Consider the following 24,387-nt stretch of genomic DNA (forward strand, 5'->3'; position numbering starts at 1 on the left):
TTGTTTTTGTTTCTTTTCAAATGCGGGGGACAAATTTACAAATTTTATTCATACCTAGGTTTGATAAACCAAATATCGTGCAAACTTAAACTCAAGATAAACTGCACGTAGTTTTCTTTAACCAAATTATTTTTTGTAGAACCCCGCTGTCCAAAATCAACTGTGAAATTTACGGAGTTATTTAATCTAAATACCGGGAATGAAACTCCAAGGGACATTCCGTATGAATTTATTTGCTTCCCGTTAAGTTTTATATATGTATTCTCATAATGAAGTCCTGCTCTGTAAGTTACGCGCTTCATATAGTAACGTATATCATACTTGTTGGGAATATATTCAAATCCTGCTTTAAATACATTTTCAGTTACCGGCGTAAAATCAACTCCCGGAGTTGCGCTGAAAGAAGTGTTTGACCAATCCTGTCTTTGATAATCCAATCCTGCCATCCACTTGTCACCCTTGCGCAAAGAGACGCCGACAGTTAAAATTGCCGGAACCGTTATATGCTTTGTAAACTTGTTACTAACAACCGTATCAGCTATAGAACTGTCGTAAACGTATGCATATCTTTTTGTTGTCCCCGATAGTCTGCTCTTGAATCTGTAAGAAGCGCCAGCAGTAAATGTGTAATCTTTCTTAAGTTTCTTAAAATATTGCAAGCCGGCCTCAGCTGCAAAACCATTTGTTTGATAATCCCATCCGGTCTCTGCCGTTCTTAAGCTGCCGGTAGAACCAAAATCTATATCTGAGTGATTAACAAGGTCTCCAAAATAGTAAATCCCCTTAAGTCCAAAAGAAAAATCTTTAAAGAAATTCATTGCGGCGCCCGCAAAAATTTGGGTTATGCTGCCATCTCCATATTTTCTGTATTTAATATCTCCGTATTTTGCGACCAGAGCATCATTTGTCTCAGTAGTTTCAAATTTGTAGCCAATATTGCTGAAAGGAGTTATTCCTACAACAAGAGCGGACTTATGATAAATAGGTGCCGAAAAAGCAAAATTGTTGATACTAAATGTATTGTAAGCCGAATGATTTTTGCTGTCTTTGTTATATATGTTGTTAGACTTAAGACCAAAATCAAACAGGAATGAGAGAGTATCTCTCTGAGTTATGGAGGCAACGTTGGCGTAATTTATATAGCGGGAATCTCTAACTCCGGCACTTATGCCTCCCATCGCTTTGCTAATTGCGTTGCCTTGTTGTTCAAGATCTCCAATTCCATAAAGCGAATATGGGGTGTATGTTCCTAAAGCATCCGTCCTTTGCGCTCTAACAATTTGTGTTCCAAAAAGTAACGCAATAATTAAAATATAACCCCTTAATTGTGTTTTAATTCGCATAATAATCCGCTATATGTGCCAACCCAAGTAAAACCATATTCTGCATTGCAAAGATGGTGTTTTTCATTTTGCCCGCAAAATAAAAAGCGTCACCACCTGTAAAGATTATGGTATGTCTTGGATACCTGTTTATATAACCCTCTACTTCAAATATTAGACCGAAAACTACGCCGGCGCTCATTGCCCCTGTTGTAGTTACCCCAATTGGAGGAAAAACGGGGTCCGGAGTAATGAATGGAAGTAGTCCGGTAAATTTATTCAATGCTCTAAATCTGCTTCTGCAACCTATTGATATATTGCCTCCTAGGTACCTTCCCTTCTTATCAATAAAGTCTACCGTCAAGGCTGTTCCAAAATCAAATTTTATACAATCCTGCCCTTTAAACATTACTGCAACCGCAAGAGCGGAGGCAATTCTATCCGCCCCAAGTTCCCTTGCATCAAAGCTATATCCCAAATCCAGAGGAAGTTTTGTGCGATAGTCCAGCAACACCAGCTTGCGGCATTTAGACTTTAAAGCCCTCTTTACCGGGGCATTAGATGTCCTTACATTGCTTACAACAATAACATTTATCTTCTCCATAACCTTTCCAATCACAGATAAAATAAATGGAACAGCATCTCTTCTTGGACTTCTTAACATTTTACCAATCAGTCCGTTTCTATAAAAAACAACCTTGCAATTTGTGTTACCTATGTCCACAAGAAGACTTAGCTCAGGATTTATTTTTTGATTTTTTGTGTTAACCATTGGGACACCGTTTTTTAGGGGTGCAAAGATAGTAATATTTGATTTACAATATAATAACCTTGCTCAATAGTATTAACTTCCGGAACGCTAATCCACAATTTGCCCGCCGCATCTTTTACGGTACAGCCATGTCTGCGGCTTGCCCACTGTAAAATTTCGGCAAAAGTTTCTGTTTTGTAATAGGCTGAATTTTGGTCGTTTACAAAATACAACAACATCTTTTTCTGCTTGATGACTATTCTTTCAAAGCCTAATCTCATCGCCGCTCTTCTTATCCTTACAACATATGTAAGCTGCATAACTTGCTGCGGAATTTCTCCAAATCTATCGTGAAGAGTATCCAGGAATTTCTTTATCTCTTCTTCTGATGAAATAGTATCCAGCTCTTTATACAATCTTATTTTTTCTGTTGTCTGAGGAATATAATCGTCCGGTATAAATGCCTCCAAATCAGTGTCTACGGTGCAGTCTGCCAAAAATCCTCCGCCGGGAAGTTTCAATTCTCTTGCTCTATTCTGCACAATTCCTTCCGTATTAATTTCTGCAAAGGCCTCATTTAGAATTCTTTGATAAGTTTCAAACCCCATATCCGCAATAAAGCCGCTCTGCTCTCCGCCAAGCATATTGCCGGCGCCGCGAATATCCAAATCCTGCATGGCAATATTAAAGCCGCTCCCAAGGTCAGAAAAAGCCTCAATAGCCTTTAGCCTTCTGCGCGCATCTTCAGTAATTGATGTTAAAGGAGGAACTATCAAATAGCAAAAGGCCCGCCTGTTGGACCTTCCGACACGTCCTCTAAGTTGATGGAGATCGCTTAAGCCAAAATTTTGTGCTTGGTTGATAATCATCGTATTAGCATTTGGAATATCTATGCCGTTTTCTATAATGGTTGTAGAGATAAGCACATCATAATCTCCCCTGATAAATTCCAGCATTATGCGCTCAAGATCTTTTGCCTCCATTTGTCCATGACCTACGGCGGTCTTAACTTTTGGACAAATTTTGTTAATCATTTTTTGAACTGCATAAATATCTTCAACCCTATTATGGACGAAGAAGACCTGACCTCCCCTTTCAACCTCCTCATTTATAGCATCTCTGATAACATCCTCGCTAAAATCAATAATCTCTGTTTGTACAGGAAGCCGGTTAGGAGGAGGGGTGTTTATGATAGATAAATCTCTTGCTCCCAATAGAGAAAATTGAAGTGTCCTTGGAATTGGAGTAGCCGTAAGCGTCAGAGTGTCAACTTCCATCTTAAGTTGTCTTAATCTCTCTTTTGCTGCGACTCCAAATTTTTGCTCCTCATCAATTATTAAAAGTCCAAGGTCTTTAAATTTGACAGCTTTGTTTAGCAATCGATGCGTTCCTATTATAATATCTATTTTGCCCTCTTGCAGTTTCCCTAATATCTCATTTATCTCTTTTGTCGTACGTAATCTGCTGATATAGTCTATATTGCATGGAAATTTCTTTAAACGGTCAGTGAAAGTTTGAAAATGCTGCAATGCCAATATTGTAGTGGGAACAAGAATTGCAACTTGTTTGCTATCGCATACCGCTTTAAACGCAGCTCTAATTGCAACCTCAGTTTTTCCAAAACCAACATCTCCGCAGATAAGTCTGTCCATTGGACAATCGCTTTCCATATCTTGTTTAACAGACTGTGTAGCAGTTGTTTGATCTGGAGTATCTTCATACATGAAAGAGGCTTCAAGCTCTTGCTGCATATAGTTGTCTCCGGAAAAAGCAAAACCCTTTGACTGACGTCTTTGAGCGTAAAGATTAATTAAATCCTTTGCAATATCCTTAATCTTATCTTTTGTCTTTCTCTTAAGGGTTGTCCATGTGCTGCTTCCAAGTCTGTAAATTTTAGGAGGAGTGCCGTCTCCCGATTTATATTTTGCAATTCTGTGAAGACCATGTATGGAGACAAATATAACATCGCCGTCTTTGTACATTATTTTCACAGCCTCCTGCACTTTTCCACCAACAACAGTCTTTACCAATCCCCCGAAAATTCCGACTCCATGATCTATGTGTACGACATAATCACCTATATGCAAAGCATTTAACTCCTCTATGGTAAGACGTTCGCTGCGCTCTACGCTTCTGTTAATTTTTACGCGCTGGTATCTGTCAAATATTTGGTGATCTGTATAAAGACATATTTTTAATTCTCCGGATATAAAACCTTCGTGCACAGAATAAGGGACAACTTCAAAAATGGGATGTTTGTCCTCTGCTGAAACTTCCAGGTTATTAAAAATAGTTTTTAATCTTTCTGCCTGCACCACCTCAGAACAGCTTATAAAAACCTTGTAACCTTCTTTATTCCTGGAAATTATATCATCACGCAGCAGATTAAAATTTTTATTAAAACTTGGCTGCGGAGAGAATTTGCATATTATTTCTTCCTCTTGAAAATTATTATTTTCATGCAGGGATGTTCCGTTAAGGGAAACACATTTACAATTAGAAAACAAATTGCTCAAATCTTCAAAGGCATCATTCCACACTACGGCATTACCTTCCGCATAATCAAAAATGCTCTCTCCTCCCTCTTCCGCTATTTGCTGCTCCTCAAAAATATTAGGAAATATTTCTATGGAAGTCAGCTCTTTAGAAGATGTTTGGGTATTAATATCAAACTGCTTTATAGATTCTATATTATTGCCAAAAAAATCTAGTCTGTATGGAACATTATCTGAAAAAGAGAATAAATCTATAATGCTTCCCCTTACTGCAAATTGTCCAGGCTCCGTCACAAAATCCACCCTCTCAAAATTTGCATTCATTAATGTCTCTTTAATAAAATCAAAAGGAAGTTCATCTCCTTTTTTGATTTTCAGAACAGAATTTTTAAGAGATTTTTTATTAAGAATCAGCTCTTTGGCCGCATCCGGATAAGTTACTATTATTATCCTGTTTTGTTTGGCCACATCCCCTTTTTGCAGATTCTCCAGATATAAGTTTATAGCGCTTATTGTAGAACTGCGCTGTACTTTTTGAGAAGAGTCTTTGATTGTACTAATTTTTGAAAGTTTGGCCGCAGAGGTTGGGAAAAAATAGACATCGCTCTCTCCGTGAATGTTATATAAATCGGCACAAAAATATTCGGCTGCCTCTTTATCATCTTCAATCACTATTTGTATATTGCTCAAAGATGCGCGGGCTATAGAAGAGGACATAACATACCCTTTGGAAGACCCGTAAAGCCCTTTTATTAAACATCTTTTCTGCTCCTCATTGCTCAGATATTCAGCAAGCTTCTCTGCAATCTCCGCATTATGGAAAATAACTTCTGTCCCCTCTTTTTCTGACATGGGTGGCAAATATAGGGATTATTGTTAAAAAAATCTTTATAAAGTTGTTGATAATATTGTGAATAAACGTGGCATTTGAAAAAATGATTTTTAAAAGTGAAAAACGGCTTTGTTTTTAAGAATTTTTCAATAGTTTTTTAACAACTGATTTTTGTTTATTCTAATACGTTTTTGCTTATCAACATATGTTAATATAATAACTTAAAATTACTATAAAACGCTTATTTTAAAGTAATTAAATATATATTTCAATTGTTAATATTGAGTTAAAAACTCTAAATTTTTGTTTAAATGTTTTTTATGAACATTGTCAACATGCAATAACTATCATCAAAAGTTTTTTTAAAAAAATAATATAATTTTAATGATATGTTAAATGTGTTAAAAAAATCTGTCGGGAGCCAAAAAGAAAAAAGAGTATATTTGTAGAGTATGAAAGAGGATGATCAGAGAATAGAAAGTTTCAATCCAAGAGAGTTGGAGACAGATTCTGATAAGGAATTGGAAGGGGTCGTAAGACCTGGGGATTTTCAAAATTTTTCCGGGCAGGATAAAGTTGTGGAGAATCTTAAAGTTTTTGTTCAGGCGGCAAAATTAAGGGGAGAATCTCTAGATCATGTTTTATTATTTGGTCCTCCGGGGCTTGGTAAAACAACTCTTGCTACAATTATTTCTAATGAACTTGAAGTTGATATGAAGACAACTTCAGGTCCTATTTTGGATAAGCCGGGTGATTTAGCCGGTTTGCTTACGTCATTGGAAAAGGGTGATGTTCTGTTTATTGATGAGATTCACAGAATGCCAAAAATAGTTGAGGAATATCTTTACTCAGCGATGGAAGATTACAGGATTGATATTATGATTGATAAAGGTCCCGGAGCTCGTTCTGTTCAAATAACTTTAAATCCTTTTACTTTAATTGGTGCAACTACCAGAAGCGGATTGCTTTCTTCTCCATTAAGGGCAAGATTTGGAATTAAATGCCACTTAGAATATTACGATGCTGCAGTACTTCAAAAAATCATTAAGCGTTCTGCTAAAATTTTAAACATAGATATTGATGATCAGGCTGCAAAAGAGATAGCTTGCAGAAGCAGAGGAACACCAAGAATTGCAAATCTTCTTTTAAGAAGAGTACGTGATTTTGCACAGGTAAAAGGAAATGGCAAGGTAGATTTAGAAATTACAAAGTATTCTCTTGATGCTCTTAATATAGATAAGAGAGGTCTGGATACTATGGATAATAAGATACTTACAACAATCATAAATAAATTTAACGGAGGACCTGTAGGGTTAACAACCATAGCTACTGCTGTTGGAGAAGATGCGGGAACAATAGAGGAAGTTTATGAGCCTTTCCTTATTAAAGAGGGTTTTATAAGAAGAACTCCGCGGGGAAGGGAGGCAACAGATTTATCTTACGGACATTTAGGAATTTCTAAATACAAAGATCCTTATTTGTTTTAAAATCAGCATAATAAATTATTATTAGTTTAATATTTTTTACTTTTTAAGTAATATTTTTATCCCAGGTTAATATGAAAAAAGCTTTTATTTTAATTGTTCTTAGTTTTTTTACAATTAATGCATTTTGCTGTACGTCAGCAATTTTTACAGGCAAGGTTACTCCCGACGGAAGACCAATGATGTGGAAAAACAGAGACACCGATGAACTGAATAATAGAATAGAACACTTTAAAGGTCCAAGGTTTGATTTTATTGCTCTTGTTAATTCTCCAGATAGAGGAAGAGAGGCATGGGCAGGCGCAAATGCCGCAGGTTTTTGCATTATGAATACGGCCTCCTATAACATTCACATAATTGGAGATAATAGCAAGGAAGGTGATGGTGAAGGTCGTGTAATGTTCAAAGCGTTAGGACTTTGCAAGACAGTAGCGGATTTTGAAAGATTGCTGGATACGATAAAAAAGCCAATGGCAATAGAGGCAAATTTTGGTGTAATTGATGCAGAAGGGGGAGCGGCCTACTTTGAAGTTAACAACTTTAAGTGGATAAAGAGAGATATAAATAATCCTTTGATAGCGCCGGAAGGTTATATGGTTTATACAAACTTTTCTTATACCGGAAGAGAGGATGAAGGACATGGTTATATCAGACATGATAATGCAGATTTTGCTATTCAGCAAGGGCTGAAAAATAAAGATGCATTTACTCCACAGTGGATTTTTAATAATCTGTCGAGATCTTATTACAACTCTTTCATAGGAGCTGATCTATATAAATCAAATATTACAAAAGAGAGTAACGGATGGTTTATTGACCAGGATTTTATTCCAAGAGAGTCAACGTCCGCAGCAGTTGTGTTCCAGGGAGTTAAACAGGGAGAAAGTGGTGATAACACTATCATGTGGTGCGCTATGAGCTATCCTCCTATTTCTCTTGCAATCCCGATGTTTTTAAAATATCCTGAGACCTTGCCTGATATCATGGTTAAGCAGACAGAAGCTCCTTCTAATTGCAAAATGTGCGATATGGTTCTTGCACTTAAATACAAAGAAGTTTTTCCTGTAAAACGCGGCAGCGGCTATAAATATTTTAAATTCTCAAAGGTATTTAATGCAGAGGGAACTGGATATGAACAACAATTGTGGCCTTCTGAGAATGAAATCTTTAAAGAGAGCGAACCTGTTATTTCTCTTTTAAGAAAAGGGAAATTATCAAAGAAAGATCTTGAGACATTTAACAATAAAGTCTCTTCTATTGCAATAAATGCTTATGCTAATTTGAAGAATTAATAATAGTTGCAGAGAGCAAATCAAAGCAATAAATAGAAAAAGAGAGCCTGTTTTCAAGCTCTCTTTTCTGTTTTAAATCCCTTAAAGTTATATCCTAGAATATATTTAAATCTTGTATTCCTACTTTATAACTATCTGAATCTCCGGTTAATACAATTCTTATGCTTTTAACTTTATCTTTAGGAAGAAGCACGGCTCTCTGGCAGTCAAAATTCACCTTGCCTGTGTAATTAATGCCATCTGAAGAGTATTCAGCATATCCTTCAGTTATGCCGTAGAAGTTTATTATATCTGATCCGGTGACAATGTCAATAGCATGGCAATCAAGAGGTTCATCAAAAGTAATTTTTACATAATCGCCGCTATGTCCTCTTCCGTCCAAAAACATAGTAGTCTTTGGATTGTAATCGGTTAAGTCGTTAAACGAACTTTCTTTGAATAAATTTTTATTACTCTCGATGGTAAATTTTGGAGTCAAATATTTATGCAGCGGCATGCTCATTTGTGCAACGCCGATGCTATGGAGAGTATCGCTTGCAAATGTTGCAAATCTGTAAGTATCAGGATATTTTGTAATTATAGGTTCTGAATAAATGTACTTGTAATTTGTTGTGTCAGCCTGTCCTCTTACTCCATCAGCTGCTGTCTCGGGAGCAACAATTGCATATTTTATTATAGCGCCCTCATAAGGTTTTTCAGCAACCAATTTGTAATTGGAAACAGAATCATTGTAGGCTGTGATTATTGTATCATTATCAACGTTATGTACTGTAACGTTCGGATACACAACCCTGTATCTTATTCCCATGTTGCTCATTCTCTGGTAATGCGCTCCGGTTAGCCTGCGTTTAAAATCTTCCCAATTAGGTGTTCCGTCGGCTTTCTTGGATGTTCCCCATGCAACTTCCGATAGTGCGCACAATCTAGGAAATGTTTGATATTCAACAAAGTTAACGGGTCTGTTTCCAAGCTCTTCCCATAATCCGCCTTGTAGTCCAATTACATATTTTTTAAAATCTGCAGTATTTTCTTCTGCGCTCTTGCCGTTGTTAACAGGCGTTGCAATTTCTGCAGGATTTAAAGAATAAGCTTTATCTGTCGGGACCAAACCGGCCCAATTGTGTCCTCTCTCCAGCTTTGTATGTTTCATGTCAAAATAGCTGTAGGCTCCAACTTGCAATACTGTTGGATAATGCTCTGCTACAGCATCTTTAGCAGGACTGGTGCTATGCCAAATATATACTGTGGTTCCCGGATTTAAATTTCCTGTTTTAATAATTTCCTCCCAGCCGGCAAGCACCTTTCCGTATCTGGCAGCAATATCATTTAGTCTCTTTACAAAATAATTGTGCAATCCAAACTCATCCTTTAACCCCTTCTGTGCAATTAGAGCCTGGCAGTCAGGACAATTTTTCCAGTTTGTATGGTTGACTTCATCGCCGCCGATATTCATTATTTTGGAAGGAAACATCTTTGACATCTCTTTGATAATCCCCTTCAGCATTTTGTAATTTTCCTCTTTTGCAACGCACCAGATTTCTTTGCTGAATTCGCCGTTATGCGCATCTGTTTTAAAGTCTCCGTTTTCCGGCTGTCTGCATACTATGTCTGGATAACTTACTGCTACAGAGCCGCTATGACCTGGCATATCAATTTCCGGGATAATCTCTATGTTTCTATCGGCCGCGTATTTTACGATACTTTTTATCTGCTCTTGTGTATAATATCCGCCGTATCTTTTATTGCCGGAACCAAAACAAGATTTGTAAGCTTCTCCAGGTCCGCGCCATGCTCCCTTTGCCATAAGCTCCGGATATTTTTTGATTTCAATTCTCCATCCCTGGTCATCTGTAAGATGCCAGTGAAATTTGTCTATCTTGTTGTATGCCAGCCAGTCTAAATATTGATAAATCTCCGCGGCAGGTCTGAATGTTCTGGAAACATCCAGCATCATGCCTCTGTAATTATAAGCAGGCCAGTCTATTATTTCTCCCGACGGGATACTGCATTTTGTGGTTGGGCCAGAAACAAAACTATCGGTGACAACAGCCCCATCTGCAAGTTTTTCATAATAAGTCAACCCCTTGTCTTTATAAACATTTACAGGAAGCAGCTGCAGCAATGTTTGAATGCCGTTAAACATTCCGCCATAGTCTGTTCCGGTAATAACTATTGCATCCTTCCCTACCTTAAGTCTATATCCCTCTTTTACAACATCTTGATTATCGGGTTGTAATGCGTCTTTATCTTCTGCAATCAAGATATAATTGCCGGTGATTTTTTTAGGTACATTATTCTTATAAATAACCTGCGGATTATACTTTAGGTTTTGCAGATGCTCCTTCAGATACCCTGCAAGAAATTTATTTTTGCAGATGATAACGGATGATTCATTTAGAGTAAAATCATTGCCGGTCTCTGTCCCGGACGTCCTAATTATCTGAGGCTTCGGCAACAAATAATCATATTGATTTTTAGAATTTTGGGCAAAAGTTGTAATGGTGCAAAGAACACAAAAACAGCATATTGCAATGCGGCTAATAAAATTTTTATAGTACATTGAATTAAATAATTTTCTTAAGTATGAAACGAAATTATTTGGCAGCAGGTTCATTATCAACCTCTCCAACATAACTCATAGAATCCATTCCAACAATATCCGCCTTGGCAAAAACTTCTCCGGATGTGTATATTTGCATGGTTAATGTAACCTGCATTATGTTAGGACCTTCTGACTTGTTGCCATTCCAGAAAATTGTCTGGAAAATATAGCATTTATCTTTGTCTTGCCATCCTCCCATCAGGGTCATATCTTGCTTATCGCTGTTGATATTTATATCGCTGTTGTTGCCGTAAGCGACGCTTCTGTTATTGCCTATGTACGGCAAATTACATGATATTCTATTTCCTAGAATTTTGATGTAATAACCGTCATTGCCATAGACAACGTTCTGAGCCACCCCATTGATAGGGCACAATCTGGTCACTTCAATGAATAAAACTTTATTGGCAACGCCATCCTTTACCAATTTCTCAATTCTGGCCTTTTTCTCTGCTCTGGTTTCCCTTTTAACCTGGGCAAACGCAGAAGTTGACAATGCCAAAAAAACAACCATTAAAACTGCTAGAAATTTTTTCATGATATGTAATTTGCTTTTGTAATTTTCGCTAATCAGACACATATTCCGTACTTGACAAAGATAATTATTTTAAACTTTTGTAAAACGGCAAAAAGTCTGTAAAATTGCGGAAATTTAATAATAACAGTAAAATGGAGGATAATAAGTTAATATCTCATATTCCCGACGGACCCATTACAAAAAAGTGGAAGAAACATAAGTCTGAGGTTAAGGTAGTTAGCCCCGGGAATAAAAGAAAATTAGAAATAATCGTTGTTGGAACCGGTTTAGCCGGAGCTTCCGCCGCGGCAACCTTGGGAGAGCTTGGTTATAATGTCAAGGTTTTTTGCATTAGCGATTCTCCAAGGCGCGCGCACTCTATTGCGGCGCAGGGAGGAATTAACGCAGCAAAGAACTATCAAAATGACAATGACTCTATCTACAGATTGTTTGAGGATACAGTTAAAGGCGGCGATTTTAGAAGCAGAGAGGGTAACGTGTTCCGTTTAGCAGAGGTTAGTAATAATATTATAGATCAGTGCGTTGCACAAGGAGTTCCTTTTGCAAGAGAATACGGCGGACTTCTTGCCAATCGTTCTTTTGGAGGGGCGCAGGTCAGCAGAACTTTCTATGCGCGCGGTCAAACCGGTCAGCAGCTTTTGCTTGGAGCATACGCTGCCATGAACGCGCAGATTGCTGCAGGAACAGTTAAATCTTATCCAAGACATGAGATGATGGACTTGGTTTTAGTTAACGGAGAGGCAAAAGGAATTATCGCAAGAAATATTGTTACCGGACAATTAGAAAGATTTGGCGCTCACGCAGTTGTCTTGGCAACAGGCGGTTACGGACATGTATACTTCTTGTCAACCAATGCAATGAACAGCAATGGTTCTGCAGCTTGGCAGTGCTATAAGAAAGGTGCATATTTTGGCAATCCTTGTTTTGCGCAAATCCATCCTACTTGTATTCCTGTCCGCGGACACCAGCAATCAAAACTTACTCTTATGAGCGAGTCATTAAGAAATGATGGAAGAATCTGGGTTCCAAAGTTTAAGGAGGATGTTGAAAAATTGCGCCGGCATGAAATTACCGGGTCTCAAATTCCGGAGGAGAGAAGAGATTATTATCTGGAGAGAAGATATCCTGCTTTTGGAAATCTTGTTCCAAGAGATATTGCCTCACGTGCGGCAAAAGAGAGATGCGATGCCGGCTTTGGAGTTAATCCTCCGGGAAAGGCTGTCTTTCTTGATTTTAAGAGCGCCATCCAAAGACTAGGAGAGGATAAAATCAGAGAACGTTACGGAAATCTTTTCCAGATGTATGAAGAAATTACAAGTTTCAATGCATACAAGGAACCAATGATGATTTATCCTGCAATTCACTATACAATGGGTGGTTTGTGGGTAGATTATGATTTGCAAACTACTATCCCCGGATTGTACGCCATAGGTGAAGCAAACTTCTCAGACCATGGCGGCAACAGACTAGGAGCCTCTGCTTTAATGCAGGGTCTTGCAGACGGATATTTTATTCTTCCTTGCACAATTGGAAATTATCTTGCCCATAAAATTCAGGAGCCTAAAACAGACACTAGCAGCCCTGAATTTGATGCAGCGGAAAATGCTGTTAAAGAGCGTATTGCAAAATTATTTGCAATAAAGGGAAAGAGATCCCCTGATTCTATACATAAAGAGCTTGGAGAGTTGATGTGGGAGTATGTTGGCATGAGCAGAAATGAAGAGGGATTGAAAACTGCAATAGAGAAAATTAATAAATTAAAAGAAGAATTCTGGAGTAACGTATATGTTGCCGGTACAAATGAACAGTTCAATCAAGAGCTGGAAAAGGCAAATCGTCTTGCAGACTTTCTAGAGATAGGTGATCTTATGGCTCGCGATGCGTTACAAAGACGCGAGTCCTGCGGAGGCCATTTCAGAGAGGAAATGCAGACAGAAGACGGAGAGGCAAAAAGAGATGATAAGAACTTCATGTTTGTTTCTGCATGGGAATATAAAGGAGAGAATTCAGAACCTGAGCTTCATAAGGAACCTCTTGATTTTGAATTTGTTCATCTTGCAACCAGAAATTATAAAGATTAAGAGTTATGAATTTTACGCTTAAAGTTTGGAGACAGAAAGACGCTCATAGTAAAGGACACTTTGAGACATACAAGGTTGAACACATTTCTCATGGTACTTCTTTTCTTGAGATGATGGATATACTTAACGAGCAGCTGATTAACGAGCAGGCAGATCCTATTGCATTTAGCAAAGGATGCAAAGATGGTGAACCTTGCATTGCAGATAGCGGCCCTGTAAGTTTTGATCATGATTGCCGTGAGGGTATTTGCGGAGCTTGCTCCCTTTATATTAACGGACGTGCGCATGGTCCTGAGAATGAAGTTACTACTTGCCAGCTTTACATGAGAAAATTTAAAGACGGCAGTACAATTACAGTTGAACCATGGAGAAGCGCCGCTTTCCCTGTTATTAAAGATTTGGTGGTAGATAGAAGCGCTTTGGATAAAATTATGCAGGCCGGAGGATTTGTATCTGTTAGAACAGGCTCTGTACCAGATGCTAATGCAACTCCTATCGCAAAAGAGAAGGCTGATGAGAGCATGGATGCAGCAGCTTGCATAGGATGCGGAGCATGTGTGGCAACTTGCAAAAATGGTTCAGCAATGTTATTTATCGGAGCTAGAGTTAGTTCTCTTGCCCTGCTTCCTCAGGGAAAAATTGAGTCTAAGAGGAGAGCTTTGAATATGATTGCAAAAATGGACGAGCTTGGATTTGGAAATTGCACCAACACTAGAGCATGTGAAATGGAATGCCCTAAAGCACGTTTCTATCAGTCATATAGCAAGACTTAACAGAGAATTTATAAAGGGGAAATTGAGCAAGTAAAAATAATTCCAAATTATTTTCTATAGAGAGACATTCCGTTAATACGGAGTGTCTCTTTTTTAATTCCATAGAAAATCATTGAACGGATAACGGCCTTTCATAATTTCCGAAACCATTTTGTACAAGTCATTTCTTAATTTGTCAACTCCGGTTTTGTCTTTTGCGGATATAAAAATACATGGTGTATTTTCTTTACTCAGCCATGAATTTTTTAGCTGTGCAAGTGTCAGATTATTAGGCTTATCTGGACTTAAATCAAATTCATCTTTTTTAATAAAATTGTATGCATCAATTTTATTGAAAATTGTAAATATTGGTTTATTGCCGGCTCCGATTTCTTCCAAAGTTTGTTTTACAACTTTAATTTGTTCTTCAAAATTTGGATGCGATATGTCTACTACATGCATGAGGACGTCAGCTTCTCTTACTTCATCCAACGTACTTTTAAATGACTCTACAAGTTGATGAGGCAGCTTTCTTATAAATCCTACGGTGTCGCTTAAAAGGAATGGGACATTCTCTATAACAACCTTTCTTACAGTAGTATCCAGCGTTGCAAATAATTTATTTTCTGCAAAGACATTACTCTTTGAGAGTAAATTCATGATAGTGCTTTTGCCAACATTTGTATAGCCGACAAGAGATACTCTTACAAGACCGCCGCGATTGCCTCTCTGAACAGCCATCTGCTTGTCAATCTTTTTAAGCTGCTCTTTAAGAAGAGTTATTTTATCAAGAACTATTCGCCTATCTGTTTCAATTTGTTTTTCTCCGGCACCGCCTCTTGTTCCGCGTCCTCCTCTTTGTCTTTCCAGGTGGCTCCACATGCCTGCCAGTCTTGGCAGAATATATTGATATCTAGCTAGTTCCACCTGTGTCTTTGCAGATGCCGTTTTAGCGCGCAGCGCAAAAATATCCAAAATTAAAGAGGTCCTGTCTAATATTTCACAGTTTAATTCTTTCTCCAGATTTCTTACTTGAGCTCCCGTTAATTCATCATCAAAGATTGCAAGATGAATCTCGTTATCAGATATATAGTCTCTTATCTCCTCAACCTTTCCCTCTCCAACGTATGTTCTGGAATTTGGCTTTTCTACTCTTTGCATGAATCTCTTCCCGTTCTCTATCCCTGCCGTCATAGCAAGGAACTCCAATTCATCTAAGTATTCATTTGCTTGATTTTCTGAGCTGTCGGGAGTAATAATACTAACAAAAACCGCTTTATCCATTAAGTAGATTTAGATTTTTCTATTTTTATTGACGCAAGTTAATTATTTTTACATCAAATAATTTGCCTTATGTTCAAAAAGAAAAATTTACTTCTAATGTTAACAGCATTTCTTACTGCCGGCAGCTGCTATTGCTCGCTTGCCCAGGACTCCGCGCATGGGAAAAGAATGCGCGATTATGGAATTGAATATGGAATTTTCAAAACCGGAAAGTATAATGCAATTACCGATGTACCAGGTGTTTCCGTGGGCCAGGTAACTTTGAGAAAAGGAGATGATATGCGTACTGGCGTAACCGCCATTATTCCTCATGGAGGTAATATTTTCAGATTAAAAGTGCCTGCTGCGTTTTATGTTGGGAACGGTTTTGGAAAACTGGCCGGAACTACTCAAATTCAGGAACTTGGAAACATAGAGACCCCTATCGTTTTAACAAACACACTTAATGTTTCTACCGGAATTGAAGCGCTTGTTACTTACACGCTTCAGCAGCCCGGGAATGAAAATGTACGTTCCGTAAATGCTGTTGTTGGAGAGACTAACGACGGAGAATTAAATAATATAAGGGCCAGATACGTAAAGGTTTCTGACGTTCTGGATGCAATAAAAAATGCAAAAGGAGGTCCGGTAGAGGAGGGATGTGTCGGGGCAGGAACCGGTACAATTTGTTTTAGCTGGAAAGGCGGAATTGGAACATCATCTAGAGTGCTCCCGCAAAACCTTGGAGGTTACACAGTTGGAGTTTTGGTTCAAACAAATTATGGCGGAGTACTTGAGATTTGCGGGGTACAGGTTGGGCAAAAACTTGGCAGTTATTCTTTTAAAAAGAGCATAGATGCAAATGCTAAGACTGAAGAGGCAAAGAAGGGGGACGGCTCTTGTATGATGGTGGTAATAACTGATGCTCCGTGTGATTCCAGAGGATTGCAACGTATTGCAAAGAGGGCAATTATGGGATTGTCAAGAACCGGCGGAAACGCATCTAACGGAAGCGGAGATTATGTTCTTGCACTCTCTGTTTGTCCCGATAATCTTATTAAAGACGGGGAGAAAATACACACAATGAAAGTGCTGGATAATGATGAAATGTCCCCTATTTTCCAAGCAACAATTGAGGCTACTGCAGAAGCCCTTTGGAACTCTATGTTTGCTGCAAAAACCACAAAAGGTTTTAATGGATATGAGGTCCCTGCATTGCCTGTAGATCAGGTTGTTAAAATGATTAAAGCAGAGAAGGGAATAAAATAAAACAGCGCAGGATAAAGTAGAATAATTAAGAGTTAATAGACTAAAATCAAATAAAAAAGCGGTGCATTTTTTATGCATCGCTTTTTTATTTTGTTGTTTTAATCTTCAGGATTATTTCAACTGGAAGATAACAGGGAACGTATATCTAACTTTTACGTTCTTGTTTCTTTGTCTTCCCGGAGTCCATCTAGGAGAACTCTGAACAACTCTTACAGCCTCTTTATCTAGGGAAGCATCAACTCCTCTAAGAACTGACACGTTCTTTACAGAACCATCAGTATCAACTGTAAACTGAAGTGTAACACGGCCTTGAACTCCGTTTTCCTTTGCGATTTCAGGATACTCAATGTGAGAGAATACCCATTTGGTGAAATCGTTCTGGTCGCCGCCTTGGAACTTAGGTTTTTCCTCTACAATAGCGAAAGGAATAACTTCCTCTTCTACAGACTCTTCCGGAGCAGCTTGTGTTGCAACAACGTAATCTTTAATGTCAACTCCCGCACCCTTAATATCCTCTGTGCTGATAAGTGTGGAAGCAACTTTAACGTCATTGTTTACAATTTGCAGAACGTCTGATACAACAGGCTCCCTGATATTCTCTGGAGGAGGAGGAGTTTCCTGTTGTGTAATAGGAACATTCTCAGTTTCAACTGCAGCCTGTGGGCCGGCTTGCATAGTGCTTGTCTCTTTCTCCTTTGTGCTCCATTCGAAAGCAAGAAGGACGACGCCAAGCGCGATAATTAAACCAATCTCTTTGAACAATAGCTTTTTGTTCTCAAGATCTGCTTTTGGTGTTTTTTTGATTTCCATATTAAGTACTTAAATATTCTGTTTTGCGAGCGTAAAAATACGCATTTTTTCCTTTGATGGTGCAAAAAATGTTGATAAACTCAGAAAAAATTAAATCAGTTTCTGGTCATACAAAATCTTTGCAGTATTTCTGGTTGCTTCCGCACTTGCTGCAAATAATTTTCTCTCCTCTGCATTTAGGTCAAACTCAATAACTTTCTCCCATCCATCTTTTCCAAGAATTGCAGGAACGCCAATGCATATATCTTTCTGTCCGTATTCTCCTTCTAGATAGCAACAGCAAGGGAACATTTTTCTATCATCTTGGATAATTGATTTAGCCATGGTTGCGGCGGATACTCCGGGAGCATACCAAGCAGAAGTTCCAATCAATTTTGTAAGAGTTGCGCCTCCTACCATTGTATCAGATACAACTTGATTACACTCGTCATTAGTTAATAATGAGGTAACTGGAATGCCTTTGTAAGTTGCCATTCTTATCAGAGGAATCATTGTTTTATCACCGTGACCTCCGATAACCATTCCTTCAATATCAGAAACCGGAACATTCAGCGCACGAGAAAGATAATATGTGAAACGGCTTGTATCTAGCAATCCGCCCATTCCCACAACTCTATGCTTGTTAAGTTTGTTCTTCTTAAGTGTTAGGTAAGTCATTGGATCCATTGGGTTTGCAATGACCTCAATAATACAGTTAGGTGAATACTTTAAAACATTTGCGGTAACTTCGCTTACAATTTTAGCATTAACTCCTATCAGCTCTTCTCTTGTCATGCCTGGTTTTCTTGGCATGCCAGATGTAATAATAACAACATCTGAATTTGCAGTTGCTTTGTAATCATTTGTAACACCAACAAGGCGGGTGTTAAATTGGTAAATTTTAGAGGTTTGCATCATATCCATTGCCTTTCCCTCTGCAAAACCCTGCCTGATATCCAACAAAACGACATCTGAGCAGAAATTCAAGTGCAACATTGCATTCACGCAAGTCGCACCAACATTACCGGCGCCAATCACTGAGACTTTAGCCATAATCTTCTATTTTTTATATAATTAAAAAATTTATCTCTTAATTTTGCAATGCAAAAATTGCTGCAAAAATTAAACCGCTCTCATCTATTTTAAGAGCGTCGCAAAGGTAGTACTTTTATTGCACTAAAAAAATTAAAGACATTATGATTCAATTCTTTGTTGAGAAGACCAAATTTGCTCTATCCGGCAAGCGGCTTTTAAAAAAATGGATTGTTCAAATTATGAGTGAACGGGGTTTTGAGTGCGGTGAGATTAACATTATTTTTGTTCCCGACAGTTATATCCTGGAATTGAATAAAAAATCTTTGGGACACAATTTTTATACAGATATAATAACTTTTGACTACTCAGTAGGTCAGATAGTTAACGGGGATTTATATATTAGTGCAGACACGGTTTGCGCCAATGCAGATTTATATAAGCAGACATTTGAAAAAGAAATTTGCCGGGTGGTAATTCATGGAATTTTACACATGATTGGAGAGGATGATTTAACTCCTGTACAGCAGAAAAAAATGAGAGCTGCAGAAAATTCTGCACTAAAAAAATTATCTGTCGGGAGTATAAAATGCAAACTGACTGCAAATAATAAAAAAGGAAAGGACTAAAATGGTTGATAATAAATATGATATAATTGTGATAGGTGCGGGTCATGCCGGATGCGAGGCATGTTGCGCCGCCGCAAAAATGGGCTTTAGGACTTTGCTTATCACAATGGATATGAACAAGATAGCGCAGATGTCTTGTAATCCCGCAGTTGGCGGTGTCGCCAAGGGCCAGATTGTCAGGGAAATAGACGCATTGGGCGGGAGCATGGGACTTGTCACCGATGCTAGCACCATTCAGTTTAGAATGCTTAACAGCTCAAAAGGGCCGGCAGTGTGGAGCCCTAGAGCTCAATGTGATAGAATGTTTTTTGTTCTAAACTGGAGATTTGTCCTGGAGCATACTCCCAATTTATTTATATGGCAAGACATTGTAAATGACCTGGATATATCAAGAGGAAAAGTTACCGGGGTTAAGACTTCCATGGGCGCACATTTTTCTGCTAAGAAAGTTATCATTACCGCGGGTACATTTTTACATGGAAAATTATTTATCGGACTTCATTGTGCTGAGGGCGGAAGAATTGGAGAACCAACTGCTGTTGGATTGACAGAAAAGCTCTCTTCTGCCGGCATTCAGACAGATAGAATGAAGACCGGAACTCCGCCCAGAATTGATATAAAATCTGTAGACCTTAATAAGCTGGAAAAACAGCCTGGCGATGATGTTCCCTCAAAATTTTCTTTCCTTAATGTTCCATCCTCTGTTCAGCTGAATGTTCCCCAGATGTCATGTTACATGGTTCATACAAATCCTGAAGTTCATGAAATCTTAAAGAAAGGTTTTAAATATTCTCCGCTCTTCACAGGATTAATTCACGGAAAAGGTCCGCGCTATTGTCCGAGCATAGAGGACAAGGTTAGAACATTTGCGGGTAAACCGCAGCATCAGCTTTTTCTTGAACCGGAAGGGTGGAATACTCATGAATATTATCTTCAGGGATTTTCCTCCTCGCTTCCAATGCAGGTCCAAGTTGATGCCATGCACCATATAAAAGGGTTGGAATCTGCTGAAATTTTCAGACCGGCCTATGCGGTGGAATATGATTATTTTCCCCCTACTCAGCTTTATAACTCTCTGGAATCCAGGAAGATTAAAGGTTTATATTTTGCGGGACAAGTCAATGGAACAACAGGATATGAAGAGGCTGCTGCACAAGGACTTATTGCAGGAATTAATGCTGCCTTGTCATTAAGGGATGAAGAGCCTTTGATTCTGAAGAGAGATGAATCTTATATAGGTGTGCTGATTGATGACTTGGTTACAAAGGGTGTTGACGAACCTTATAGAATGTTTACCTCTAGAGCCGAGTATAGAATTTTATTGCGACAGGATAATGCAGATTTTAGATTGACTCCTTATGGCTACAAGATTGGTTTGGCTACATCCGGCAGAATGAAGTTAATGGAGGCGAAATATTCGGCCGCCGCAAAAATTACAGACTATTTTGATACAAATAATATCTCTCCAAAAATGTCTTCCAAGTTTTTGGATGAGCACAATAGTTCTCCCCTTTCTGAGGGGAAAAAGATATCTGCTCTTTTGACGCGCCCCAATATTTCTTTATCTGCCCTTCTTAAAATTGTTCCACGGGGAACAAAAGTAATTTCTCCGGCAAAGGAGCTTGATGGCAAATACTCAGCGACAGATGAAATTTTGAATAATCCTGCAAAGAGATTATCTGCCCTTTCAGCTAAAAAATTTACTTTCAGTTTTCCTTACAGGCCGGCAAAGATTTCATTAAAGACGAAACAAAAATTTCAGCTTTCAGATGAAACTTTACAAAGCGTGGAGATTGCGATAAAATACAGAGGGTATATTGAGAGGGAAAAATTACAGGCAGATAAAATGCATCGTCTGGAGGGGATGAAGATTCCGGCAAAGTTTGATTACACCAAGGTTTATTCTCTCTCTACAGAGGGGCGGCAAAAACTTATCTTGCACCAGCCTGCTACAATTGCTCAGGCGTCCAGGATTCCCGGGGTTTCTCCATCGGACATTTCTGTGCTGCTGATTTTCTTCGGCCGCGGGTAAATTCATGCCTACGGCTCTCTGCAAGGTCATTTGAAAAGTTTCGCTCTGCCTTACTTCTCGCTAATGATTTTCTGAAGAAAATCATTGCCGTACGAAACGGACTCGCTCAACCTTTTTCATGACCTTGCAACAACAATCCAGTAGTATAACCACAAGGTATTTTTTATAATTCACACGCTTGAAGCCATGAGGCTTTGGCGAAGCAGGATTGACTAGATGCTGGTAAAAAAGCGTGTGTTTGAGCAACCTTAGGTTGCGAGTTAGCTTTTTTGCCGGCAGATAGGCAAACTGCGAGCCTTCTTTCAAAGCCGTAGGCTAAAGCGTGAGTGATTTGCAGGACTTTTGAAAAAAATAATTAAATTTGTAAAGGATTTCAACCCGAGATTCCAGCCTGAAAATCTATAAGGCTGCATAAACCACAAATTACCTTGGCGCTTTGTGGCAAGGCAAAGAGCTAGAGACTTGCGGGTGGAAAAAGAACTTTTGTCAGAGAATTTTTTCTTTAAGTTGAGTATTATTAACAATTTGGTATCCAAAATGTTAATAACTGTTATTTAAAGTTTTTCTTTATTGATTTGGCAGATTTTTCTCAAATTTTTCAGATTTTTAAGAATCCGCTTTATACGCTTTTAAATAAGGGTTTATCTTAAGTTAAATTTTAAATCAAAGTATATATATTATTGATTTATAGATATTTAACTATAAATTGTTCCGCGTGGAACATTTTGCAAAAAACGGCTTACAGAAATGGCCCTATTTTGACGAAACCCTAAACGTTCAAAGTCTCCATGTCTATAAACAAAAAAAGCCCCAAAACGGGGCTTTAAATCAAAAAATAGCACTTTATTCCAGGGTAAACAGAAAATAACTGCCGTAAAAATCATGTTTATTTAATTTTTCAGATTTTATGATTTTTACAAAGGCGTAAGGGGTATCCCCAATAAACGGAGGATTCTCTTGTAAATTTTTTATTTGTTCCGGGCTTAATTCTTTAGTCGGATCAAGGAAGGAATTATCCTGATTGAAAAGTGCAATTTGGAGAGCGGTGGTTTTATTGAATTTTTCCTCCGCCATTACAAAATCTAAAATTTTCTCTCCCCAAACCAAACATGGTTTTTTGCATGTAATTATTTTTTCTCTGATTTCTGCCGGAGAGGAAAAATTGTATTTGCCGGATTCAACCATTTTTTCAGCTTTTGCAAAATTTTTGTTTCCCTCGCACTGGCAGGTTTTGAAGAAAAAATTGTTTGAATATGGATTGTTGACGGGAACATTAAAACCAAGTTGAAAGTAGAAATTTATCAGGCTCTCTTCTGCCGGTCTTGTCAGCAAAAAATCATATTCGGAAATTTGCTTTGAAACCTCTTCAAAAAGTTTTGAAGAATAGTGATTGCCCCTGAATTTTTCGGGAGTTGCAACTCCGGCAAGATATGCTCCGTTCATAGCTTTGTCTTCCGCAGAATTAAATTGTGAAAACGGATAAAAATCTATCGGGATTAAGGCAAAAGTTGAGAGTATTTCTCCCCTATCTTCCAAGACATAAAGTTGAGCATAAGGAAACAGTTTTTTCTCAACCAAATCAAGATAGGAATCATCTAAAGAAAAGCACTCCATCCATATAGAACGGAGTGCTTTCATGTCATTTTTAGTTGCCGGTCTTGCAACCATAATTTATTAATTTATTTAACTGTTAAAACTGAATTATTTTGCCGCAGCCTTTTTTAAATCCTCTACAAAGGCATCAATATCGGACTTCTGGGTGTTAAAAGCGCACATCCATCTTACCTCATTTGTTGCCTTATCCCAAACATGGAAGAAATGCTTTTTCTCCAGCTTGGTGCTGACGGCTACGGGCAGAATTGCAAACACTGCATTGCTCTGAACCTTCTTGGAAATCTTAACGCACTTAACTTCTTTAACTCTTTTCTCCAGGTACTTTGCCATGGCATTTGAGTGGCCTGCCATCTTCAGATATAAATCATCTTTCAGGTAAGCCTCAAACTGGGCGGCAATAAATCTGTTCTTTGAATAAAGCTGGGTTGCCTGTTTCCTGTAGTACATCAGGGAATCTGCAAATACTTTGTTCTTTTTTGCATTCAAAACCACAACGGCCTCCCCTACCAGCAAGCCATTTTTTGTGCCGCCAAATGAAAGCACATCTGCTCCGGTGTCTGCAACAAATTTTTTAATTGGCATTTTTAAAGCTGCGGCTGCATTTGCAATTCTAGATCCGTCAACATGCAGATAGCATCCGTGCTTGTGCATTAAATCTGCGAGAGCTTTAATTTCAGCAGCAGTGTATAAAGTGCCAAGCTCCGTAGGCTCTGATATTGAGAGAATTGCGGGTTGAGTGTGATGCTGGTCTCCAAATTCCAATTCTGCCTCAACATCTTTTGGAGTGACTTTTCCGTCTTTGCAGTTTAGGGGAACTATTTTGCATCCCGACAGTTTTTCTACTGCACCGCACTCATCTACAAGGATATGCGCTGTTTTTGGCGCAAGTATTGAGTTGTATGTTTTGCAAAAAGTTGAAAGGGCAACCGCATTTGCGCCTGTGCCGTTAAAGACAAAAAGTGCTTTGCAATTTCCGCCTAAAAGATTTTCCATGCTTTTTAGAACGTCCTCTGTATAAGAGTCTTCTCCGTAAGCAAGATTGAAGTCATGATTGATATCTTCAATTGCCTTCATTATCAGCGGATGAACGCCGGAATGATTGTCGCTTCCAAAACTGTGTTTTAACATTGCCATATTATCATGTGTTTACAAAAATTATCGCGGCAGCTTAAAGAAACTGTCGCGATAATAATATGAGTTTTAATTATTTGCAGATAGCTTCGTAAGCAGCTGCATCCATCAGCTTGTCAAGCTCCTTAGGATCAGACATTTCTACCTTAATTAGCCATGCGCCGTAAGGATCTTTGTTTACGCTCTCAGGTGCACTTTCCAAATCGGGATTAACCTCAGTAACTTTTCCGCTTATAGGCATGTGAGCCTCTGCTACTGTTTTTACAGCCTCAATATTTCCAAAGGTTTCACCCTCTTTAAGGTCTTCTCCTTCTGTCTGAATATCAAGGAATACTATATCTCCAAGCTGGCTTTGTGCATAGTCTGTAATTCCGATGGTTGCAATATTTCCATCTACTTTGACCCACTCGTGGTCATTTGAATACTTTAAGTTTGTAGGAATATTCATATTATTTAGTTTTAATTATTTTTAAAATTAA

Annotated in this window: 17 protein-coding genes and 1 pseudogene; 7 read left to right on the top strand and 11 right to left on the bottom strand. The window is 38.3% G+C overall.

The features are described from left to right. Positions 1 to 44 precede the first annotated feature (44 nt). The 3 genes from LKM37_02865 to mfd are packed head-to-tail and all read right to left on the bottom strand — an operon-like array spanning position 45 to position 5,420. Positions 45 to 1,343, bottom strand: coding sequence for an outer membrane protein transport protein (locus tag LKM37_02865; protein MCI1719955.1), 1,299 nt, complete (start codon positions 1,341 to 1,343; stop codon positions 45 to 47). After that, positions 1,333 to 2,094, bottom strand: a complete 762-nt coding sequence (locus tag LKM37_02870) for a type III pantothenate kinase (GenBank protein ID MCI1719956.1) — start codon at positions 2,092 to 2,094, stop codon at positions 1,333 to 1,335. Before LKM37_02870 ends, LKM37_02865 begins: the two co-directional genes overlap by 11 nt. 14 nt (positions 2,095 to 2,108) lie before the next feature. After that, complete coding sequence (gene mfd, locus LKM37_02875) at positions 2,109 to 5,420, bottom strand: transcription-repair coupling factor (protein ID MCI1719957.1); 3,312 nt, start codon at positions 5,418 to 5,420, stop codon at positions 2,109 to 2,111. A gap of 432 nt (positions 5,421 to 5,852) precedes the next feature. Here mfd and ruvB point away from each other — a divergent pair, with 432 nt between their 5' ends. Both ruvB and LKM37_02885 read left to right on the top strand, forming a co-directional pair. After that, complete coding sequence (gene ruvB, locus LKM37_02880; protein ID MCI1719958.1) at positions 5,853 to 6,887, top strand: Holliday junction branch migration DNA helicase RuvB; 1,035 nt, start codon at positions 5,853 to 5,855, stop codon at positions 6,885 to 6,887. Positions 6,888 to 6,958: 71 nt separating this feature from the next. Further along, entirely contained in the window at positions 6,959 to 8,176 is a 1,218-nt protein-coding gene (locus LKM37_02885; GenBank protein MCI1719959.1) for a hypothetical protein, read from the top strand. A 94-nt stretch (positions 8,177 to 8,270) separates the two neighbouring features. Here the strand turns inward: LKM37_02885 and LKM37_02890 are convergent, their stop codons facing one another. Both LKM37_02890 and LKM37_02895 read right to left on the bottom strand, forming a co-directional pair. After that, positions 8,271 to 10,736, bottom strand: coding sequence for a beta-N-acetylhexosaminidase (locus tag LKM37_02890; protein ID MCI1719960.1), 2,466 nt, complete (start codon positions 10,734 to 10,736; stop codon positions 8,271 to 8,273). A gap of 34 nt (positions 10,737 to 10,770) precedes the next feature. Then, entirely contained in the window at positions 10,771 to 11,316 is a 546-nt protein-coding gene (locus LKM37_02895; protein ID MCI1719961.1) for a DUF4251 domain-containing protein, read from the bottom strand. Between the two features lie 131 nt (positions 11,317 to 11,447). Here LKM37_02895 and LKM37_02900 point away from each other — a divergent pair, with 131 nt between their 5' ends. Both LKM37_02900 and LKM37_02905 read left to right on the top strand, forming a co-directional pair. Further along, positions 11,448 to 13,397 carry a fumarate reductase/succinate dehydrogenase flavoprotein subunit gene (locus LKM37_02900; GenBank protein ID MCI1719962.1) on the top strand — a complete coding sequence of 650 codons (1,950 nt, stop codon included), beginning with the start codon at positions 11,448 to 11,450 and terminating at the stop codon, positions 13,395 to 13,397. A 5-nt stretch (positions 13,398 to 13,402) separates the two neighbouring features. Continuing rightward, positions 13,403 to 14,204: pseudogene (locus tag LKM37_02905) on the top strand (succinate dehydrogenase/fumarate reductase iron-sulfur subunit). A gap of 59 nt (positions 14,205 to 14,263) precedes the next feature. On the opposite strand, the gene hflX reads toward LKM37_02905, so the two are convergent. After that, positions 14,264 to 15,433, bottom strand: a complete 1,170-nt coding sequence (gene hflX, locus LKM37_02910) for a GTPase HflX (protein ID MCI1719963.1) — start codon at positions 15,431 to 15,433, stop codon at positions 14,264 to 14,266. Between the two features lie 96 nt (positions 15,434 to 15,529). Between hflX and LKM37_02915 the strand changes: the two genes are divergently transcribed. Next, positions 15,530 to 16,681, top strand: a complete 1,152-nt coding sequence (locus LKM37_02915; GenBank protein MCI1719964.1) for a P1 family peptidase — start codon at positions 15,530 to 15,532, stop codon at positions 16,679 to 16,681. Positions 16,682 to 16,792: 111 nt separating this feature from the next. Here the strand turns inward: LKM37_02915 and LKM37_02920 are convergent, their stop codons facing one another. Both LKM37_02920 and LKM37_02925 read right to left on the bottom strand, forming a co-directional pair. Continuing rightward, a complete protein-coding gene (locus LKM37_02920) occupies positions 16,793 to 17,491 on the bottom strand; it encodes a TonB family protein (GenBank protein MCI1719965.1) in 699 nt (232 codons plus the stop codon). Positions 17,492 to 17,581: 90 nt separating this feature from the next. Continuing rightward, a complete protein-coding gene (locus LKM37_02925) occupies positions 17,582 to 18,523 on the bottom strand; it encodes a malate dehydrogenase (protein ID MCI1719966.1) in 942 nt (313 codons plus the stop codon). A 143-nt stretch (positions 18,524 to 18,666) separates the two neighbouring features. Between LKM37_02925 and ybeY the strand changes: the two genes are divergently transcribed. Together ybeY and mnmG are read left to right on the top strand one after the other, a co-directional pair. Further along, entirely contained in the window at positions 18,667 to 19,131 is a 465-nt protein-coding gene (gene ybeY, locus LKM37_02930) for an rRNA maturation RNase YbeY (GenBank protein ID MCI1719967.1), read from the top strand. A 1-nt stretch (position 19,132) separates the two neighbouring features. Continuing rightward, complete coding sequence (mnmG, locus tag LKM37_02935) at positions 19,133 to 21,163, top strand: tRNA uridine-5-carboxymethylaminomethyl(34) synthesis enzyme MnmG (protein ID MCI1719968.1); 2,031 nt, start codon at positions 19,133 to 19,135, stop codon at positions 21,161 to 21,163. Between the two features lie 843 nt (positions 21,164 to 22,006). Here the strand turns inward: mnmG and LKM37_02940 are convergent. The 3 genes from LKM37_02940 to gcvH form a co-directional block, all read right to left on the bottom strand. Beyond that, entirely contained in the window at positions 22,007 to 22,831 is an 825-nt protein-coding gene (locus LKM37_02940; protein ID MCI1719969.1) for a GNAT family N-acetyltransferase, read from the bottom strand. A 33-nt stretch (positions 22,832 to 22,864) separates the two neighbouring features. Continuing rightward, a complete protein-coding gene (locus tag LKM37_02945) occupies positions 22,865 to 23,911 on the bottom strand; it encodes an aminotransferase class I/II-fold pyridoxal phosphate-dependent enzyme (GenBank protein MCI1719970.1) in 1,047 nt (348 codons plus the stop codon). A 70-nt stretch (positions 23,912 to 23,981) separates the two neighbouring features. Next, the gene (gene gcvH / locus LKM37_02950) at positions 23,982 to 24,356 is read right to left on the bottom strand and encodes a glycine cleavage system protein GcvH (protein MCI1719971.1); all 375 of its coding nucleotides are present in this window, start codon (positions 24,354 to 24,356) and stop codon (positions 23,982 to 23,984) included. Between the last annotated feature and the right edge of the window lie 31 nt (positions 24,357 to 24,387).

Source organism: Bacteroidales bacterium (assembly GCA_022647615.1).
Classification (GTDB): Bacteria; Bacteroidota; Bacteroidia; order Bacteroidales; family UBA932; genus Egerieousia.

Excerpts from the sequence above, each read along its gene's own strand:
- LKM37_02870 (MCI1719956.1), bottom strand. The coding sequence starts at position 2,094 with ATGGTTAACACAAAAAATCAAAAAATAAATCCTGAGCTAAGTCTTCTT.
- mnmG (MCI1719968.1), top strand. The coding sequence starts at position 19,133 with ATGGTTGATAATAAATATGATATAATTGTGATAGGTGCGGGTCATGCC.
- hflX (MCI1719963.1), bottom strand. The coding sequence starts at position 15,433 with ATGGATAAAGCGGTTTTTGTTAGTATTATTACTCCCGACAGCTCAGAA.
- LKM37_02940 (MCI1719969.1), bottom strand. The coding sequence starts at position 22,831 with ATGGTTGCAAGACCGGCAACTAAAAATGACATGAAAGCACTCCGTTCT.
- gcvH (MCI1719971.1), bottom strand. The coding sequence starts at position 24,356 with ATGAATATTCCTACAAACTTAAAGTATTCAAATGACCACGAGTGGGTC.
- ruvB (MCI1719958.1), top strand. The coding sequence starts at position 5,853 with ATGAAAGAGGATGATCAGAGAATAGAAAGTTTCAATCCAAGAGAGTTG.
- LKM37_02900 (MCI1719962.1), top strand. The coding sequence starts at position 11,448 with ATGGAGGATAATAAGTTAATATCTCATATTCCCGACGGACCCATTACA.
- LKM37_02915 (MCI1719964.1), top strand. The coding sequence starts at position 15,530 with ATGTTAACAGCATTTCTTACTGCCGGCAGCTGCTATTGCTCGCTTGCC.
- LKM37_02945 (MCI1719970.1), bottom strand. The coding sequence starts at position 23,911 with ATGGCAATGTTAAAACACAGTTTTGGAAGCGACAATCATTCCGGCGTT.
- LKM37_02895 (MCI1719961.1), bottom strand. The coding sequence starts at position 11,316 with ATGAAAAAATTTCTAGCAGTTTTAATGGTTGTTTTTTTGGCATTGTCA.
- ybeY (MCI1719967.1), top strand. The coding sequence starts at position 18,667 with ATGATTCAATTCTTTGTTGAGAAGACCAAATTTGCTCTATCCGGCAAG.
- mfd (MCI1719957.1), bottom strand. The coding sequence starts at position 5,420 with ATGTCAGAAAAAGAGGGGACAGAAGTTATTTTCCATAATGCGGAGATT.
- LKM37_02925 (MCI1719966.1), bottom strand. The coding sequence starts at position 18,523 with ATGGCTAAAGTCTCAGTGATTGGCGCCGGTAATGTTGGTGCGACTTGC.
- LKM37_02865 (MCI1719955.1), bottom strand. The coding sequence starts at position 1,343 with ATGCGAATTAAAACACAATTAAGGGGTTATATTTTAATTATTGCGTTA.
- LKM37_02920 (MCI1719965.1), bottom strand. The coding sequence starts at position 17,491 with ATGGAAATCAAAAAAACACCAAAAGCAGATCTTGAGAACAAAAAGCTA.
- LKM37_02890 (MCI1719960.1), bottom strand. The coding sequence starts at position 10,736 with ATGTACTATAAAAATTTTATTAGCCGCATTGCAATATGCTGTTTTTGT.
- LKM37_02885 (MCI1719959.1), top strand. The coding sequence starts at position 6,959 with ATGAAAAAAGCTTTTATTTTAATTGTTCTTAGTTTTTTTACAATTAAT.